The organism is Gordonia rhizosphera NBRC 16068 (assembly GCF_000298195.1).
Classification (GTDB): domain Bacteria; phylum Actinomycetota; class Actinomycetes; order Mycobacteriales; family Mycobacteriaceae; genus Gordonia; species Gordonia rhizosphera.
The window spans coordinates 1-17,565 of the sequence record NZ_BAHC01000039.1 but is presented as its reverse complement, the minus strand read 5'-3'; the positions used below and the strand labels follow the sequence as shown (position 1 = coordinate 17,565).

Genomic DNA, 17,565 nt, shown 5'->3' with positions numbered 1-17,565 from the left:
TTCCCCTGCGGATCGGCCAGACGCTGCGCGAGCAGTTCGAGTCGGACCTGGCCATCGAACTCGAGGTCGTCGAGCGGCTCCGCCCCGGCGCCGCGATGTGCCGGAACAAGGGCGACATCACGACCGCGAACCTGCTCGAGGGCATCCTCGCCGACGAGGAACACCACATCGACTATCTGGAGACCCAGCTCGAGTTGATGGACCGACTCGGCGAGCAGCTCTACCTGTCGAAAACGGTGGCCACCCCGCCGACCAACGGCTGAGGTCGCACCGACCCCTAAGCGAGCTCCAGCTCCGCCGGGCGGGCGGCGCTGGTGCGCGCCGAACTCAGCGCGGAGCCGAGAACCACGACCCCGGCCACTGCGAGGACCGCGCCCAGCAGTGAGGGTGCGCGATACCCGTAGCCTGCGGCGATGACTGCACCGCCCAGCCACGCTCCGGCTGCGTTGGCGATGTTGAGGGCCGAGTGGTTGAGCGCGGCGGCCAGGGTCTGCGCATCGTCGGCGACGTCCATCAGCCGCGTCTGCAATGCCGGGATCGTCGACGACCCGGACAGGCCGATCGCGAAACTGAGGATCATCGCCGCCCAGACATTCTGGAGGGTCAGCCCGAACAACGCGAGCGAGACCCCGGTGGCCGTGAGTCCGACCAGGATGCCGAGCGAGACGCTGCGATCGGCGAGCACGCCGCCGACGATGTTGCCGGCGACCATGCCGAGACCGAACAGCATCATCGCGACCGGCACCAGGGAGACCGACACGCCGGTCACCGTCGTCAGTGCGGAGTTGAGATAGGTGTAGAAGGCGAACATCCCGCCGAACCCGACGACACCGATGAGCAGCGTGAACCACACCTGTGGTCGTGCGAGCGCACCGAGTTCGGTCATCGGGTTGGTGACCCGCATGTCGGTCAGCGGCGGAAGGCTGCGGAACAGGGCGACGATCGTCGCCAGACCGATCACGACGACGAGTGCGAACGCCACCCGCCACCCCAGGGATTCACCCAGCCACGTCGCCACCGGCACACCGAACACATTGGCCACCGACAACCCGAGCATCACCTTGCCGACGGCCTTCGCGCGGTCGCGCGGACCGGCGAGGTGCGCCGCCACGAGGGCCGCCACACCGAAGTACGCGCCGTGCGGGAGACCGGCGACGAACCTCGCGACGACGAGCAGCCCGAAGCTGGGCGCCACCACGGTGGCGAGATTGCCGACGGTGAAGGCCACCATCAAACCGATGAGCAAGGTCCGGCGAGATACCCGCGCGGTGGCCGCTGCGATCAGCGGAGCGCCGACGACGACGCCGAGCGCGTAGGCCGAGATGACCGACCCGGCGGTCGGTTCACTGATGTCGAGCGTGTCCGCGATGGACGGCAGCAGCCCCATCGCCACGAACTCGGTGGTACCGATCCCGAATCCACCGAGCGCGAGAGCGATGATCGCCCAACGAACGACAGATCGATCGGCGCGGTCGGCATTGGCAGCAATATCGGCTGGGGCTGACGTCACTTGAATCACCAACTCGCACCGCCCGCGCACCGATTCCCCGCCGCCGGGTGAGTTCGTTCACACCGTGTCGCGGCGGCGCTTCCAGTTCAGACCTGGAACGGCGGTGGCTGCCTCGTGGCCAGATATTCAGGCACCGGCCCCGGTGTTGTTGGCCCGGGTGTTCTGGCCCTTGGTGTCCTGGCCATCAGTGTTCGGGCTATCCGTGTTCTGGCCATCGGTGTCCTGGCTATCGGTGTCCTGGCCATCAATGTCCTGGCCCTCGGTCCCCTGACCCTCGGTCCCCTGGCCACCGGTGTTGCTGCTCGCCGTGCCGGTCGGCGTGCCACCGCCACCCGAAAGGTTGTCCGGGGTCGAGGCGCTTGAGTCGACGGCCGACTCGGTGGGGACCAATTTCCGGATCGGCTCCGGCTCCGACGCGTTGGTGTTCCCCCCGGCGGGAGGGATCGACCCGGCTGGGGCCTCATTCTCTTGGGCCTCATCCTTTGCGGCCACAGCATCTTTCTGCTCCGAACCGAAGCGACCGGAGGGTGTGCCGTCGGTCGAGGCGTCGCCGTCCGAGGTCACCTGGAGTGGCATCTCGGTCGTGGTCGGGGCCGAAGACAGCGACAACGTGTTGGTCGTCGACACCGTGGTCGACGGCAGGTTCTGCGAGTCGAGCCATGCCTGCAGCTGCGCCCGGATCGCAATGCGGGTCGGCCCCAGATCCGGCCCGGCCGCGCCCGTGTCGACACCCAGGACTGTTCCGCCCCAGTATCCGACGAAGTTGACGGGTTGCAGGACGATACTCTCCGCGCTCGCGGCCAGCGCGGTGACCCCGTCCTTGAGCTGATCCGGTGAGATGGTCACGATCCCGTTCAGGATGTCCTCGAAGACGGTCAGATCCGGAAGGTATGCGCCGTAGCCCAGCTTCGGAAGCGGCGGGAAGAGCCCCTGCACGAACCGTACCGCGGGCTGCGGGTTCGACAGTTCGATGCCCAACGGCCAGTTGAAGGTCAGGCGATTGGCCAGGAAATCGTCGATGGTGCCGGCGTAACCGAGGTCCGCCGCCCAGATCCGGAACTGCTCGACCACCGCGGAGTCGTAGGCGACCATGCAGATGTTGTCGGTACACACGACCGGCCTATCACCCCACGACGGCGAGTTCGGCTCCTGCCGCATGTGGGCCGGGTAGAGCCCGTGCTTGACCCAGTAGCCGATCAGCCCGTCCACAGCTCCGATCGGGTCATACAGGGGATCGGGGAGGTCGCAGATCGGGTCCCCGTCGACGCACACCGAGATGACGCTGCCCTCCAGCGAACCGAAACCACCATCGCGGGGACCGGACATGGTGAGGCCCGGGATCACGCCGATCAGGGCGAGTTCGATACCCTCCCCCGTCTTGTCGCCGTTCTGGCGCGGATCCGAATACAACTCACCGGAGACGTTGTCAGCGGAGATGTCGACCTCGACAGGGTTCCCCTGCTCGTCGGTGATCGTGACGGTGTCGTCGCGATCGTTGCCTATGTCCGACAACACGTCTCCGGCGATACGGGCACCTTGCGAATATCCCGCGACGACCACCGGTTTGTCACACGAGTGCTGATAGGTGGCGATCGCATCCTTGGTCGCCGCCGTGCCCTGCGCAGTACTGTCGTCGTAGCCGGCCGCACCCGACGGCCAGACCGTCGCGGGATAGTCGACGTAGATGACCTCGTAGTCGTCGGCGGTGTTCGGTATGCCATCGGCGCCGAGGGAGTATCGCTGTGCGACACCGCTCATGATGGCGCCTTCGGGGTCCCCCGTACCCCCGACGATGACGACCGCACCTGCGCCGCACTCCACGGCGCGGGCAATGCCCGCGAGACCCGGCAGGCAGAACGTCGCGGCAATCGACACGGTGGAGAAACTCGCCACCAAGGTGAGTGACAATCGCCTGGAGAACCGGGTGCGCGTGGTCATCACATCAGGATCTTTCGTCGGTAGCGGCCTGCCTGTTATCCCAGGGCGGACATTCGGCTACGACACCCCCGGGCACCGATCTGAAGTCTAGATCCGTGATCGCGAAACTGAGAGCTTTCTGTCATTTGCGCAGATGCCCGGGAACGGGTTCGAATCACCGCGATCCAGAGGGTTCTCACACCCCGCTGCGCGTGTTATATCCTTGACGCCAGGTCATGAGTATCAGCGTGAAGCCCCGGCTTGCTGATCGGCAACCCTCCATCCGCGGTGGGGTGCTCCGGGTGATGACCGGGTCGAGGAACGCACATCGCATTCCTTGGCAAGCGCGGGTCCGAAGGTCGGACCCCAACAGGGTCGTCGTGCCCTGCCGACCGTAGAAAGTGATCACTACAGCCATGTCCGACGCCAACGAGGGCACCACCGATCCAGTGCAGAACTGGAGTTTCGAGACCAAGCAGATCCACGCCGGTCAGACGGCGGATCCGACAACGAATGCCCGGGCGCTGCCGCTTTACCAGACCACGTCGTACGTCTTCAACGACACACAGCATGCCGCGAACCTCTTCGGCCTCGCGGAGCCGGGCAACATCTACACGCGGATCATGAACCCCACCCAGGACACCGTCGAACAGCGGATCGCCGCGCTCGAGGGCGGTGTCGCCGCCCTGTTGGTGGCCTCGGGTCAGGCCGCCGAGACCTACGCGATCCTCAACATCGTCGAGAACGGTGGGCATGTGGTGTCGAGCCCGCGTCTGTACGGCGGCACCTACAACCTGTTCCACTACACGCTGCCCAAGCTGGGTGTCGAGGTCAGCTTCGTCGACGATCCGGAGGATCTCGATTCCTGGCAGGCCGCCATCCGAGACGACACCCGCGCGCTCTACGGCGAGACGATCTCCAACCCCAACAACGAGATCCTCGACATCACCGGCATCGCCGAGGTGGCCCACCGCAACGGCCTCCCGCTGATCGTCGACAACACGGTCGCGACCCCGTATCTGCTCAATCCGCTCGAGCACGGCGCCGACATCGTCGTGCACTCGGCGACCAAGTACATCGGCGGCCACGGCACCGCGATCGGCGGTGTCATCGTCGACGGCGGCACCTTCAACTGGCGCGTGCAGCGGGACGGCAAGGATCTCTTCCCGGGCTTCACCACGCCGGATCCGAGCTACCACGGTGCGGTGTTCGCCGACCTCGGTGCCCCAGCGTTCGCCCTCAAGGCGCGGGTGCAGTGGCTGCGCGACACCGGCGCCGCGATCTCGCCGTTCAACGCGTTCTTGTTGGCGCAGGGACTCGAGACGCTCAGCCTGCGCGTCGAGCGCCACGTCGCCAACGCCGCGCGTGTCGCGGACTTCCTGGACCGACACGCTCAGGTCGAGTCGGTGGCCTACGCCGGACTGAAGTCCTCGCCGTGGTACGACCGGGCTCAGAAGCTGCTGCCGAAGGGGCAGGGCGCGGTCATCGGGTTCGAGATCGCCGGTGGGCTCGACGCCGGTAAGCGGTTCGTCGATGCGCTGACCCTGCACAGCCATGTCGCCAACATCGGTGACGTGCGGTCGCTGGTCATCCACCCGGCGTCGACGACACACAGCCAGCTGACCCCCGAGGAGCAGCTCGCGGCCGGGGTGACGCCAGGCCTGGTGCGGCTCGCGGTCGGGATCGAGGGTATCGACGACATTCTCGCCGACCTCGAGACCGGCTTCGCAGCCGCGAAGTAGTCCCGTCCGCGTGAAGAGGAACATCGAAGAGTGAGTGAATTGTGTCGGTGAGTATCGAACCTCAGATCCAGCCCTCCGATCGGCCCGACTGGGAGCAGTTGCCAGACGGCGAGATGATGGCGGTCAACATCGGGACGGTCTCACTCGACAGCGGCGACCGGATCGACAACGTCACCCTGGCATTCCAACGCTGGGGGGCGTTGTCGCCGTCGCGCGACAACGTGATCCTCGCCCTACACGCCCTCACCGGCGATTCGCACGTGACCGGTCCGGCCACGGTCCACCACCCGTCGGCCGGATGGTGGGACGGCCTGATCGGGCCCGGCTGCGCCCTCGACACCGATGAGTGGTGCGTCATCTCGGCCAACGTGCTCGGTGGATGCCGCGGTTCCACCGGTCCCGCGTCCCTCGACGCCGACGGACGGCCGTGGGGCTCGCGTTTCCCACAGATCACCGTGCTCGATCAGGTGCGCGCCGAGCGCACCCTCATCGACCGGCTCGGCATCACCGGCGTCGGAGCCGTCATCGGCGGTTCGATGGGTGGTGCGCGCGCCCTGGAATGGGCCATCGAGTACCCCGAGATGGTGCGCTCGGCGCTGGTGCTCGCCGTCGGTGCGCGCGCCACCGCTGACCAGATCGGTACGCAGACAACGCAGATCGCCGCGATCAAGGCCGACCCGGCCTGGCAGAACGGCGACTATCACGGCACCGGCCGTGTCCCGAGCACCGGCATGGGGGTGGCCCGCCGGATCGCCCACCTCAGCTATCGCGGTGAGGCGGAGCTCGATCAGCGGTTCGCCAACGAACCGCAGGCCGACGAGCAGCCGCTCGCTGCCGGACGCTACGCCATCGACAGCTATCTTCAGCACCAGGCCGACAAGCTGATCCAACGTTTCGACCCGGGCAGCTATGTGGTGCTCAGCGAGGTGCTCAACCACCACGACGTCGGACGCAACCGCGGCGGTGTGAAGGCGGCGCTCGGCTCCTGCAAGATTCCCGTCATCGTCGGCGGGATCGTGTCGGATCGCTTGTACCCGTTGCGGTTACAGGTCGAACTCGCCGAGCAGCTGGGCAACTGCGTCGGCGGTCTACAGGTGATGCATTCCGATAACGGCCACGACGGCTTCCTCACCGAGTTCGACGCGATCAGCGATCTCCTCAAGCGCACGGTCGAAATCGCGCGCAACTGATCCACGGTCGAGCGGCCGGGCGCGGACGCCGTCAGCGGGCCGGAATCGGTGTCGTCGTCGGGTTCGGCACGGGGGTAGCCGACGACGGTGTCGTGGGTTCCCCACGGTCGTCCGGTCCCGGGATCGCCTGCGGCGTGACCTGAGTCGTCTCCGGCGCCAGGCCCGGCGGCAACAGCCCGGGCGGGATGGTGGGCACCTGCCCCGAATCGTGTGGCCACGGCAAGGACGGCATCGGGTAGGGCGACAGCGTGCGCGTGGTGGTCGACGGCGAGTCCGAGGTTTCCTCAGTGGGCGGCAACTCCGTTGTGGCCCAAGCAGGTCCGTCACCCCAACGAGGCACCTCGTAGGTGGTGGTGGGAGCCGGCGTCACCGATTGCGCCGGTGCGTCCGGGACCACGAGAACCGGGGCCGGGTGCCGTGTCGGCGACACGGTTGTCCGTCCCGCCGAGTGGAACTCACCCGACATCGACGTCACCGTCTCGGGCGTCGGGGACGCAGCCGGGGACTCGTGACGGGTGACCGACGAACTGATCGCGTAGATGGTCATCAACGCGGCCGCGAGAACGGCACCGGCCACCGCGAGCGTTCTCGCAGATAGCCATTCGCGTTGCGTCCGACCACCGATGAAGGCCAGACGCGACGGCGTCCCGGCAGACGTCGTCGCACGTGCGAGGATGGCCGCGCCGATCGACGACGCCAGTTCGGGAGTCTCGGGGACGACCACCGCGAGTTCGGGGTCGTCGACGATCCGCCGGACCCCGGGCAGGTTCGCGATCCCGCCGACGAGCACCACGGCCTCCGGCGCACGCCGGTCGGTCTTCTCGGACAGATAGCGCGACAAAATCTTCCGCGCGTCGTCGACCATCGGGGCGGTCACCGCGTCGATGGTGTCGGCACCCAGCGTGACATGGCTGCCACCATCGGCGAGCAGCACAGGATCGGCCGGGCCCGAGCGGGCGACCTCTTCTTTGGCCGTGCGGCCGGCACTGAGCAGGTTGCGGCGCTGAGCCCGACCACTGCGCACGCCGTGCCGCCGGTCGTCTGCGGACAGCCGAGCCACGATCGCCCGGTCGATCTGTCGGCCCGCCAGCGCGCGGGAACGTTCGGGCGCGGTGATCTCCTGCGTCGCGGTGTCCACCGTGTAGAGCGACATCCCGGTGTCCCCGCAGTCGACGACCACGACAGTGTCGAACCGCCCGATGTACCCGCTGGCGGAGAGATAGGCGACGACCGCTTCATCGTCGGAAACCAGATGGATCTGCCGACGCGGGCCGGTGCCGCCCGACCGCAGTTCGCGACGCTGCTTGACCGTGCGCGCCGCCACACCGATCGGCCCGACAGACAGACCCGTGCCCCGGGCGGTGTTGAGCATGAGGTCGATCCCGGCGTTGACCCGTCCCGCGGCGTCAAGACCGTCGCTCGGATCGACGTCGATGACGCGGGTGTCGACGATGCTGCGTCCGACGCTGTCACGCGTCAGCAGGACATAGTGGATCATCCCGTCACCGGCGGACACACCCATCGATGTGGCTGTGTCGATGGTGGCCGGATCCTCGGTGTCGATCGTTGAAGTGATGTGCGCCCCCGCAGTCGTCCGTCGTGGCTACGCGACGCCCCCAAAGGTCACGCGTTGGTCTCTATTGTAATCAATCTGTGCCCAAAGGGTCGATCGACGTCGCCAGCCACAGGATCAGCCCACCGACCGACGCCATTGCCGCGATGTCGAAGAAACGCCCTCTGACCTGCAGGAGACCCACCCGGGACGTCGGGATCAGGGCCCGCAACACCGCGCCCAGGATCAGCGCCGACCCGAAGACAAAGGCACCGCGGCGCCAGCGATCGAACAGCACCAGAACCGCCGCGGCGAGCAGCCCGAGCAACACGACGAAGTACGGGATCTGCACCAGATAGCGCCGCATCCGTCGCGCACGCCGAATCCGGTCGACCCGCGTGTCGGCCCCGGGCGTGGAGGTCACCCGGCCATTCCCGCCCCGGCCCGCTCGGCCAGCTGCGCCTCGGCCCGTTCCACCACGTTGACGAGCAGGAAAGCCCGGGTGAGCGGGCCCACGCCCCCGGGATTGGGTGAGACATACCCGGCGACATCCCAGACGTCGGGCGCGACGTCGCCGGCGAGCCCGGCCTCGGTGCGGCTGATCCCGACGTCGATGACCGCAGCGCCGGGTTTGACCATGTCCGCGGTGATCAGGTGGGGTACCCCGGCCGCCGCGATGACGATGTCGGCACGTGACACCTCGGCCGCGAGGTCACGCGTGCCGGTGTGGCAGAGAGTCACCGTGGCGTTCTCGCTGCGTCGCGTCAGCAGCAGTCCGATCGGCCGACCGATGGTCACCCCGCGGCCGACGACGGTGACACGGGCGCCGGCGATGGGGATGTCGTAGCGACGCAGCAGGTGCACCACGCCCCGCGGCGTGCACGGCAGCGTGGACTCCTTGCTGAGGACGAGCCGACCCAGGTTGATGGGATGCAACCCGTCGGCGTCCTTGGTGGGGTCGATCCGCTCGAGCGCGGCGTTCTCGTCGAGGTGTCGCGGGAGCGGAAGCTGCACGATGTAGCCGGTGCACCCGGGATCGGCGTTGAGTTCGTCGATGGCGGCGTTGAGGTCCTCGGTCGTGGCATCGGCCGGGAGATCCTTGCGGATCGAGGCGACGCCGATCCGTGCGCAGTCGGAGTGCTTGCCCTTCACATAGGACCGGGAACCCGGATCGTCGCCCACCAGGATGGTGCCCAGACCGGGCGTGATGCCCTCGGCACGCAGCTTCTCCACCCGGGCGCCCAGATCGGTGAAGATCTCGTCGCGGGTCGCCTTGCCGTCCAGTCGTATCGCGCTCACGGGAGACCATTGTTCCATTCGGGGCTCCAGTACCGTGGATCGACGTGGACGGATCTTCCGTTGAGGTGAACGCGACCGGACTCGACGACGTCCTGGCCGCCGAGACCCGCATCGCCGGGTCGCTGCGGCGGACCCCGGGACTGCACACCACCGTGGATACCGTCGACGGCCCATGCGAGGTTGTGTTCAAGCTGGAGTACACACAGGTCGGTGGCTGCTTCAAGCCGCGCGGCAGCCTCAACGCCATCCGCCATGCGGACGAGTCCGGGCGCCTGGGCGAGGCCGGCGTGCTGATCGCCTCGGGCGGCAACGCGGCGATCGGTGCGGTGTGGGCGGCGCGTATCGCCGGCACGACGTGCACGGTGGTGGTTCCGCAGACCGCTCCGCAGGTGAAGGTCGACACCCTGCGCGGCCTCGGCGCCGAGGTCGCACAGGTCGGCGACCGGTACCAGGTGGCCGCCGACGCCGCGGTCGAGTTGGCACAGCAGCGAGGTGCCCTGCTGCTGCACGCCTACGACCAACCCGACATCGTCGCCGGAGCGGGCACCATCGGACTCGAACTCGCCGAGGATGTCGACGGGCCGCTGACCACGGTCGTCTCTGTCGGCGGGGGCGGACTGCTCGGTGGACTCGCCGCCACACTACGGCCGGGCGACCGGCTCGTCGGGGTCGAACCGGTCGGATCGTCGTGCCTGCATCAGGCACTCGAGGCGGGTCACCCCGTCGCGGTGGACCTCGACAGTGTGGCCGCCGACTCCCTGGGAGCCACCCGGGTCGGCGACATCTGCTGGGCGACGGTCGCCGACCGTCCGGTGAGCAGCGTCGTGGTCACCGACGAGCAGCTGACCTCCGCACGCCGCTACCTGTGGGAGTCGTTCCGGATTCTCGTCGAACACGGCACCGCGACCGCGGTCGCCGCCGTGCTCGCCGGAGTCGTTCGGCCGGAACCGGATTCGACGTTGTGCGTCGTGCTCTGCGGTGCCAACACATCCTTGCGCACCGACCTGGACAACCGATGAAGAGGGGCTTGGAGTGTTCAAGATGATGTTCTACCAGCCATGCATTCCGCCCAATACCGGGAATGCGATCCGGCTGGCCGCGAACACCGGCTGCGAGTTGCATCTCATCGAGCCCCTGGGCTTCTCCATGTCGGATGCACAGGTCAAGCGTGCGGGTCTGGACTACCACGAGATGGCCACGGTGACCGTGCATCCCGACCTGGCGACGGCGTGGACGAGGTTGAAGCCGCAACGGGTGTTCGCCTTCACCGCGCATGCGACGCGCTACTACACCGACGTCGACTACCGCCCGGGCGATGTCCTGCTCTTCGGCCCCGAACCGACCGGATTGCCCAAGGAGGTACTCGCCGAATCCGAGGTCACCGACCTCGTCCGGATCCCGATGCTGCCGGACCGCCGCTCGCACAACCTCGCCAATGCGGCGAGCATCGTCGTCTACGAGGCGTGGCGGCAGAACGGTTTCGCGGGCGCGGTGTAGAGACGCGGTGTCGATTGGCCGACCCGCAAGACCGCGCCCGAGGAGTACGCGAATGCGCCGGCGTCGATGGCTGCCCGGTGGTGTGAGGTTCTCAGGGATCGGTCACGAGTCGATACGGAAGCGCTTGGTCCGGGCGGTGGCACCGCCGACCAGCGCGAGCTTGCTCTTCGGGATACCCAGATGCTTGGCGAGGATCTCCGCGACCGCCTTGTTCGCCCGACCCTCGGTTGCCGGTTCGCGGACGAAGATCGTCACCGAACCGTCCGGTCCGGTCTCCACCAGCGGCCCCTTGCGGCTGTTGGGTTTCACCGTCACCACGATCTGCCTGGCCATGTGCCACCCCTTCTCCTAGTGCCAATCCCTGGAACGCGTTCCAACACGAAGATCCAAGCGCTGCAACCGCTCTGCCACCACAGTCACCGCCCCCTCGGCATTCTGCACGGTGCCGCGAATCAGCAATGCCGATGCCGAGTGTGCCAGATTTCGATAACGGTTCCACAACCCCACCGAACAGACCACGTTCACCATGCCGGTTTCGTCCTCCAGGTTGATGAATGTCACACCCGACGCGGTCGCCGGCCGTTGCCGGTGCGTCACCGCACCGGCGACCGAGATCCGAGAACCGTCGGCCACCGACAACAACCCGTCGGCCGGTATCACCCCCATCGCCGTCAGGCGCGGACGCAGAAACTGGGTCGGATAGGACGTCGGGGTGATGCCGGTGGCCCAGGCATCCGTTGCCGCCAGTTCGATGTCGGACAGCCCCGGCAGACTGGGCGTCTCGGTGGCCGGAGCGAAGGGCAGTTGGTCGGACCGGGCGGTCGCCGCGGCACCGGCCTCCCACAACGCCTGTCGTCGGCTGACCCCGAAACACGAGAACGCGCCCGCCCCGGCCAGCCCCTCGAGTTGCCGCGCGGTCAGCCCGGCACGCCGCGAAACATCGGTCACGTCGCGGTAATCCCCCTCCCGGACACGATTTTCGACGATCCGCTCGGCCACCTCGTCGCCGATCCCCCGTACCCCGCCCAGACCCAGCCGGACCTCGAGTCCACCACCGGTCAGCGTGGCAGGTGCCGTCGACCGGTTGATGTCGGGCCGGTGCACGACGACACCGTGCCGGCGCGCGTCGGCGACCAGTGACTGCGGCGAATAGAACCCCATCGGCTGGGCCCGCAACAACGCCGCACAGAAGGCGGCCGGATGATGCAGTTTGAACCAGGCCGAGTAGAAGACCAACGAGGCGAAACTCTGCGAATGGCTCTCGGGGAAACCGAAATTCGCGAAGGCGGCCATCTTCTCGAAGATGCGATCGGCCACCTCCCCGGTGATCCCGTGCAGCCGTTCCATCCCGTCGTAGAACCGTCGACGTAACCGTTCCATCCGTTCGGGTGATCGTTTGGAGCCCATCGCACGACGCAGCTGATCGGCCTCGGCGGCATCGAATCCCGCGACGTCGACGGCGAGTTGCATCAGTTGTTCCTGGAACAGCGGCACCCCCAGCGTGCGGTCGAGCGCCTTGCGCATCGACGGATGTTCGACGGCCGGTTCCTCGATCCCGTTGCGGCGGCGGATGTAGGGATGCACCGATCCGCCCTGGATCGGCCCGGGGCGGATCAACGCCACCTCCACCACCAGGTCATAGAAGGTTCTCGGTTTCAGCCGCGGCAGTGTGGCCATCTGCGCGCGTGACTCCACCTGGAACACGCCCACCGAGTCGGCACGGCAGAGCATGTCGTAGACCTCGGGTTCGGCGAGATCCAGCTTCGCCAGATCAACGTGGAGGTCCTTGTGCTCGGCGACCAGGTCGATCGCATAGTGCAGCGCCGAGAGCATACCGAGACCGAGCAGGTCGAACTTGACCAGACCGATTGCGGCACAGTCGTCCTTGTCCCACTGCAGCACGCTGCGGTTCTCCATCCGCGCCCACTCAGTCGGGCAGACGTCGGCGATGGGCCGGTCGCAGATCACCATGCCCCCGGAATGGATGCCCAGATGCCGCGGCATCCCCAGAATCTCCCCGGCCAGGTCGGTGACGTCGGCGGGCGCGTCGTCGGGGGTCCGGCTCCACGCATCCTGCTGTCCGGTGGCATAGCCCAGCGCCCGTGCCATGTCACGGATCGCGGATCGTCCGCGGTAGGTGATCACGTTGGCGACCTGCGCGCTGAAGTCACGCCCGTAGCGCCGGTACACGTATTGGATGGCCTCTTCCCGACGGTCGGATTCGATGTCCACGTCGATGTCGGGTGGTCCGTCCCGCTCGGGCGAGAGGAAGCGCTCGAACAGCAGCTTGTTCGCCACCGGGTCGACGTTGGTGATGCCCAGGGCGTAGCAGACCGCCGAGTTCGCGGCGCTCCCCCGCCCCTGACAGAGGATGTCGTTGGCCTTGCAGAAATTCACGATGTCGGCGACGACGAGGAAATAGCCGGGGAAGGTCAGGGCCTCGATGATGCGGAGTTCGTGTTCGATCTGTCGATACGCCTGCGGATGGGCGCCCGGCGGGCCGTAGCGCCGCAACGCGCCGGCCATGGTCTGCTCGCGCAGCCAGCTGATCTCGGTATGGCCCTCCGGGACGTCGAACGGCGGCAGCTTCGGCGCGATCAGTCCGAGTTCGAATGCACAGTCGGCGGCCAGCCCGACCGCGTTGTCGATGGCGTCGGGATGCCCCGGCAGCAGCCGGATCATCTCGTCGCCGCTGCGCAGGTGGGCGCCGCCGACGCCGGGCAGCCATCCGTCGATCGTCTCGATGTCGGTGCGGGCGCGGACCGCGGCCATCGCCATCGCGAGACGCCGACGACGCGGCGCCGCGAAATGCGCGCCCGTGGTCGCCACGGTCTGTAGTCGTAGTTCCGCGGCCAGGGCGGCCAGGGCGGCATTGCGTTCGTCGTCCTCCGGCATCCCCTGCGCGGTCAGTTCGACGACGACGTCGGTGCGACCGTAGCGGTCCACCAACCCCCGCAATGCCTCCCGCGCCGCCTGCGGACCACCCCGATCGAGGGCACGACGGACCCGCCCCTTGCGACAGCCGGTGAGGATCAGCCAATGACCGCCGGCGCGGTCGGGCAGTGCATCGCGGTCGTAGCGCAACAACCCCTTCTCCCCGCCGACCATGTGCGCTTCGGCGATGGTGCGCGACAACCGGCGGTAGCCCTCGCCGTCGCGGGCGATGACCAGCAGATGTTCCCCGGGCGGATCCGGCACACCGGTGCGCGTGACGTCGGGTTCCAGGGACAGCTCCGCACCGAACACCGTCGGCAGGCCGAACTCCCGGGCGGCCTCGGCGAACCGGACGACACCGTAGAAACCGTCGTGATCGGTGAGGGCCAGGGCCTGCAGATCCAGTCGCTGTGCCTCGGTCACCATCTCCTCCGGCATCGAGGCACCGTCGAGGAAGCTGTAGGCGCTGTGCGCGTGCAGTTCGGCGAACGGCACCGACGACCGCCCGCGTTCCACCCCGTCGCGATGGTAGGCGCCGCGTTTGCGGGACCAGGCGGGACTGTCGTTACCGTCGCCGGTGTTGTCACCAGGCCCGAACGCCTCCCCCGGGCGCCCGCCTCCCGGGGCACGCCCGGAGAGCACCCGCTCCATCTCCGACCATGTCGGCGGACCCTGATCCCATCCCACCGACCAAGTCTATCGAACGCATGTTCGATTCATCAATCGGTCGTTACCATTCATTGTCGATGCCAACTCTTTGCCATCCGTCAATGTAAATGTCACCCTGGGTATCAGTGGGCCTCCCGCCGGATACGTACGGGATATGCCACGCTTGGTTCAGTCAGTTGCACCTCGATCGGACACACCGAACTCATGACGACCTACTTCATCACCGGAGGCACCGGGTTCATTGGGCGCCGCGTCATCGAACGCCTGCTCACCGTGGAACCGGACACACGGATCGTCGCGCTGGTGCGCTCGTCGTCGCGGCCCCGGTTCGCCGAGGTCATCTCCGAACTCCCCGCGGCGGGCCGAGTGGAATCAGTGGTCGGTGACCTGACCGCGCCCGGTCTGGGCCTGGACCCGGCCGACCTCCCCGAGATCGACCACATCCTGCATATGGCCGGGCTTCGCGACATGGCCGCCGACGCCGATTCACTGCAGTCGGTGAACGTGGACGGAACCGCCCGGATCGCCGACCTGGCCATCGCCAAGGACGCGGTTCTGCACCACGTCTCGTCGATCGCGGTGGCCGGCGACCATCGGGGAACGTTCACCGAGGACGACTTCGACAAGGGCCAGGGTTTTCCCTCGCCGTACCACCGCACCAAGTTCGAGGCCGAGAAGATCGTCCGGGAGCGCGAAGGACTGCGCTGGCGCGTCTACCGGCCCTCCGTGGTCGTCGGGGATTCGCGGACCGGCGAGATGGACAAGGTCGATGGCCCGTACCACTTCTTCGGACATCTCCGGATGCTCGGCCATCTGCCGTCGATCCTCCCGCTGCCCATGCCCGACCTGGGCTTCACCAACATCGTTCCGGTCGACTTCGTGGCGAGCGCCGTCGTCGCGCTCGGCTCCGTCGACCCCGATCGCAGCGGGATCGTCTACCACCTGGCAGATCCCAAACGGCGCACGGCCACCGGCATGTATAACGCCATCGCTCCCGGCTTCGGCGGGCCGCATGGGTACGAGGCAATCCCGCAGAGCCTCGTCGAGCCGGTCCTGAAGATCGCGGGCACCGGACCGCTGCGCGTCGGGCGAGATCTCGTGGCCACCCAACAGGGTATCCCGCCTGCGTTGCTCGACACGTTGTCGTCGTCGGTCGACTTCCGGTCGGATGCGACGATGGCCGTCCTGCACGAGCACGGCATCAGCCTGCCCGACCTCGACGACTACGGACCTCGTCTGTGGACGTACTGGTCGAACCACCTCGATACCGCGCGACATCGCCGCGACGATCCCCGCGGTCCGCTGGTCGGCAAGAAGATCCTGATCACTGGCGGTTCGGTGGGGATCGGTAAGGCCACCGCACGAATGTGCGTGGCCCGCGGCGCAGACGTCTTCATCGTCGGGCGAGATTCCGAGGCGCTCGACGCCGCACTCGCCGAACTCAACGCGTCTGCGACCAAGGACGGCGTGCCGCCAGGCCGGGCGTATGCCTACCAGTGCGACATCACCGACGAGGAATCCGTCCAGAGCCTGATCAAATCCGTTCTCACCGAACATGATCACGTCGACGTCCTGGTCAACAACGCCGGCCGGTCGATCCGCCGCGCGTCGATCAACGCGACCGACCGGCTGCACGACTATCAGCGGGTCATGGCCGTCAACTATTTCGGCGCGGTCAATCTCACCCTCGGCCTGCTGCCGCACATGGTGGAGCGACAGTCCGGCCACATCGTGAACGTGTCGTCGATCGTGGTGCAGTCCCGGGGCGGCCGCTTCGGCGCCTACGCCGCCTCGAAGGCGGCACTCGAGGCGTTCGGCGACGTGACCGCCACCGAAACCCTCTCCGACCACGTCACCTTCACCAATGTACGGCTGCCGCTGGTGCGTACCCGGATGATCGCACCCACCGAGGCCTACGAGAACCAGGCCGGGGTGTGGGGCGTCGACAAGGCGGCGGCCCGGGTGCTGCACGGCATCGTGGATCGCCCGCGCCGGGTCAACTCGGCCTTCGGAGACCTGGCCGAGTTCGGTCAGCGCTTCGCGCCACGGCTGACCACCCGCATCCTGCATCAGGAGTTCCTGAGCCTCGGGGAGTCGGATGCTGCCCTCGGACGCGTGAAGACCACCGTCGACGGACCCGTCGACGCGTGATCGACACTCCGTACCTGGCCGTCGATGTCGGACGCCTCGATCGCAACATCGAGTCCATGGCCGACCGGGCACGATCCGCCGGTCTCGACCTGCGGCCGCATGCGAAGACCCACAAGTGCGCCGAGATCGCGCAGCGACAACTCGCCGCCGGCGCGGTGGGCCTCACTGTCGCGACCATCGGTGAGGCGGAGGCCTTCACCGACCGTGCGGGCTCCGGTCCTGGCGACCTGTTCATCGCGTATCCGCTGTGGGTGACGCCCGGCAAGGGTGCCCGGCTGCGGTCCCTGGCTCGGCGCGCGAGGCTGCGGTTGGCCGTCGACTCGGTGGCCGGTGCGGGCCGGCTCGCCACCGAACTCCGCGGCACGGATGTGGAGGTCGTGGTCGAGATCGATTCCGGACAGCATCGGACCGGAACCGAACCCGGCCAGGCGGGTGCGGTGGCCCGCGCGGCGGTCGACCTCGGCCTGAACGTGGTGGGCGTGTTCACGTTCCCGGGCCACGGGTACGGGCCCGACGACACCCGCCGACGGGCCGCCGAACAGGAGTTTCAGGCGCTGTCCGCCGCAGCGGAGCGGTTGCGCGACAACGGGATCGAACCCGTCGTCCGCAGCGGCGGCTCCACCCCGACGGTGGAGTTCGCCGCGTCGGGGGTGCTCACCGAGGTGCGGCCCGGCGTGTATCCGTTCAATGACGCCCAGCAGGTCGAACTCGGCTCGTGCGGATTCGATCAGGTCGCGCTGACGGCGGTGGCCACCATGGTGCACCGGACGGGCACGCGTGTGGTCACCGATGCCGGCAGCAAGATCCTCGGCGCCGATCGACCCCCGTGGGTGTCGGGTTTCGGCCGGGTGTTCGACGCCCCGGAGGCGACCATCACCTCGCTCTCCGAACACCACGCGGTGATCGAGGTCGGTTCGGGTGCTGTTCCCGATGTGGGTTCCACCATGCACGTGATACCCAACCACGTGTGCAGCGCGGTCAATCTGGTCGACGAGCTGGTGGCGCGGTTCCCGGATGGCTCCGACGAGCGCTGGCCGGTGATCGCACGGGGCGCCAACACCTGAGCCGGGCGTCACTCGTACACCCCCTCGACCACCCAGGTGC

At 67.7% G+C, this 17,565-nt stretch carries 14 protein-coding genes and 1 riboswitch; of the genes, 7 read left to right on the top strand and 7 right to left on the bottom strand.

The window, feature by feature from the left end; all coding sequences use genetic code 11:
• Nucleotides 1–263: ferritin-like domain-containing protein (locus tag GORHZ_RS03470; RefSeq protein WP_006330431.1), on the top strand; the 263-nt coding region annotated here is incomplete at its 5' end.
• 14 nt (nucleotides 264–277) lie between these two features.
• Here the strand turns inward: GORHZ_RS03470 and GORHZ_RS03465 are convergent.
• Together GORHZ_RS03465 and GORHZ_RS03460 are read right to left on the bottom strand one after the other, a co-directional pair.
• The gene (locus GORHZ_RS03465) at nucleotides 278–1,510 is read right to left on the bottom strand and encodes an MFS transporter (protein WP_006330430.1); all 1,233 of its coding nucleotides are present in this window, start codon (nucleotides 1,508–1,510) and stop codon (nucleotides 278–280) included.
• Between the two features lie 126 nt (nucleotides 1,511–1,636).
• Nucleotides 1,637–3,448, bottom strand: a complete 1,812-nt coding sequence (locus tag GORHZ_RS03460; protein WP_006330429.1) for a cutinase family protein — start codon at nucleotides 3,446–3,448, stop codon at nucleotides 1,637–1,639.
• Nucleotides 3,449–3,659: 211 nt separating this feature from the next.
• Nucleotides 3,660–3,780, top strand: a riboswitch (SAM riboswitch).
• 63 nt (nucleotides 3,781–3,843) lie between these two features.
• Here GORHZ_RS03460 and GORHZ_RS03455 point away from each other — a divergent pair.
• Together GORHZ_RS03455 and metX are read left to right on the top strand one after the other, a co-directional pair.
• A complete protein-coding gene (locus GORHZ_RS03455; protein ID WP_006330428.1) occupies nucleotides 3,844–5,169 on the top strand; it encodes a bifunctional o-acetylhomoserine/o-acetylserine sulfhydrylase in 1,326 nt (441 codons plus the stop codon).
• Nucleotides 5,170–5,210: 41 nt separating this feature from the next.
• Nucleotides 5,211–6,359, top strand: coding sequence for a homoserine O-acetyltransferase MetX (gene metX, locus GORHZ_RS03450; RefSeq protein WP_006330427.1), 1,149 nt, complete (start codon nucleotides 5,211–5,213; stop codon nucleotides 6,357–6,359).
• A 31-nt stretch (nucleotides 6,360–6,390) separates the two neighbouring features.
• Here metX and GORHZ_RS03445 read toward each other — a convergent pair whose 3' ends face one another.
• The 3 genes from GORHZ_RS03445 to GORHZ_RS03435 form a co-directional block, all read right to left on the bottom strand.
• Nucleotides 6,391–7,881, bottom strand: a complete 1,491-nt coding sequence (locus tag GORHZ_RS03445) for an Hsp70 family protein (protein ID WP_006330426.1) — start codon at nucleotides 7,879–7,881, stop codon at nucleotides 6,391–6,393.
• A gap of 124 nt (nucleotides 7,882–8,005) precedes the next feature.
• Nucleotides 8,006–8,278: a DUF3017 domain-containing protein gene (locus tag GORHZ_RS03440; RefSeq protein ID WP_051998743.1), complete on the bottom strand. Its 273-nt coding sequence runs from the start codon at nucleotides 8,276–8,278 to the stop codon at nucleotides 8,006–8,008.
• A gap of 53 nt (nucleotides 8,279–8,331) precedes the next feature.
• Nucleotides 8,332–9,210 (bottom strand): bifunctional methylenetetrahydrofolate dehydrogenase/methenyltetrahydrofolate cyclohydrolase, encoded by an 879-nt coding sequence (locus GORHZ_RS03435; RefSeq protein ID WP_217998302.1) that lies wholly within the window; start codon nucleotides 9,208–9,210, stop codon nucleotides 8,332–8,334.
• Nucleotides 9,211–9,275: 65 nt separating this feature from the next.
• Here GORHZ_RS03435 and GORHZ_RS03430 point away from each other — a divergent pair, with 65 nt between their 5' ends.
• Nucleotides 9,276–10,229, top strand: coding sequence for a serine/threonine dehydratase (locus tag GORHZ_RS03430; RefSeq protein WP_006330423.1), 954 nt, complete (start codon nucleotides 9,276–9,278; stop codon nucleotides 10,227–10,229).
• Between the two features lie 13 nt (nucleotides 10,230–10,242).
• Nucleotides 10,243–10,707 (top strand): tRNA (cytidine(34)-2'-O)-methyltransferase, encoded by a 465-nt coding sequence (locus tag GORHZ_RS03425; protein ID WP_006330422.1) that lies wholly within the window; start codon nucleotides 10,243–10,245, stop codon nucleotides 10,705–10,707.
• 102 nt (nucleotides 10,708–10,809) lie between these two features.
• Here GORHZ_RS03425 and GORHZ_RS03420 read toward each other — a convergent pair whose 3' ends face one another.
• Together GORHZ_RS03420 and GORHZ_RS03415 are read right to left on the bottom strand one after the other, a co-directional pair.
• The gene (locus GORHZ_RS03420) at nucleotides 10,810–11,040 is read right to left on the bottom strand and encodes a DUF167 domain-containing protein (RefSeq protein ID WP_006330421.1); all 231 of its coding nucleotides are present in this window, start codon (nucleotides 11,038–11,040) and stop codon (nucleotides 10,810–10,812) included.
• A gap of 15 nt (nucleotides 11,041–11,055) precedes the next feature.
• On the bottom strand, nucleotides 11,056–14,328 hold the full coding sequence (locus tag GORHZ_RS03415; RefSeq protein WP_006330420.1) for an error-prone DNA polymerase: 3,273 nt from the start codon (nucleotides 14,326–14,328) through the stop codon (nucleotides 11,056–11,058).
• Between the two features lie 186 nt (nucleotides 14,329–14,514).
• Between GORHZ_RS03415 and GORHZ_RS03410 the strand changes: the two genes are divergently transcribed.
• Both GORHZ_RS03410 and GORHZ_RS03405 read left to right on the top strand, forming a co-directional pair.
• Nucleotides 14,515–16,461, top strand: a complete 1,947-nt coding sequence (locus tag GORHZ_RS03410; protein WP_006330419.1) for an SDR family oxidoreductase — start codon at nucleotides 14,515–14,517, stop codon at nucleotides 16,459–16,461.
• Entirely contained in the window at nucleotides 16,458–17,525 is a 1,068-nt protein-coding gene (locus GORHZ_RS03405) for an alanine racemase (protein ID WP_006330418.1), read from the top strand. The genes GORHZ_RS03410 and GORHZ_RS03405 overlap by 4 nt, the downstream gene beginning before the upstream one ends.
• The last annotated feature ends 40 nt before the right edge of the window (nucleotides 17,526–17,565 follow it).

Excerpts from the sequence above, each read along its gene's own strand:
- GORHZ_RS03455 (WP_006330428.1), top strand. The coding sequence starts at position 3,844 with ATGTCCGACGCCAACGAGGGCACCACCGATCCAGTGCAGAACTGGAGT.
- GORHZ_RS03410 (WP_006330419.1), top strand. The coding sequence starts at position 14,515 with ATGACGACCTACTTCATCACCGGAGGCACCGGGTTCATTGGGCGCCGC.
- GORHZ_RS03440 (WP_051998743.1), bottom strand. The coding sequence starts at position 8,278 with ATGCGGCGCTATCTGGTGCAGATCCCGTACTTCGTCGTGTTGCTCGGG.
- GORHZ_RS03445 (WP_006330426.1), bottom strand. The coding sequence starts at position 7,881 with ATGGGTGTGTCCGCCGGTGACGGGATGATCCACTATGTCCTGCTGACG.
- GORHZ_RS03420 (WP_006330421.1), bottom strand. The coding sequence starts at position 11,040 with ATGGCCAGGCAGATCGTGGTGACGGTGAAACCCAACAGCCGCAAGGGG.
- GORHZ_RS03460 (WP_006330429.1), bottom strand. The coding sequence starts at position 3,448 with ATGACCACGCGCACCCGGTTCTCCAGGCGATTGTCACTCACCTTGGTG.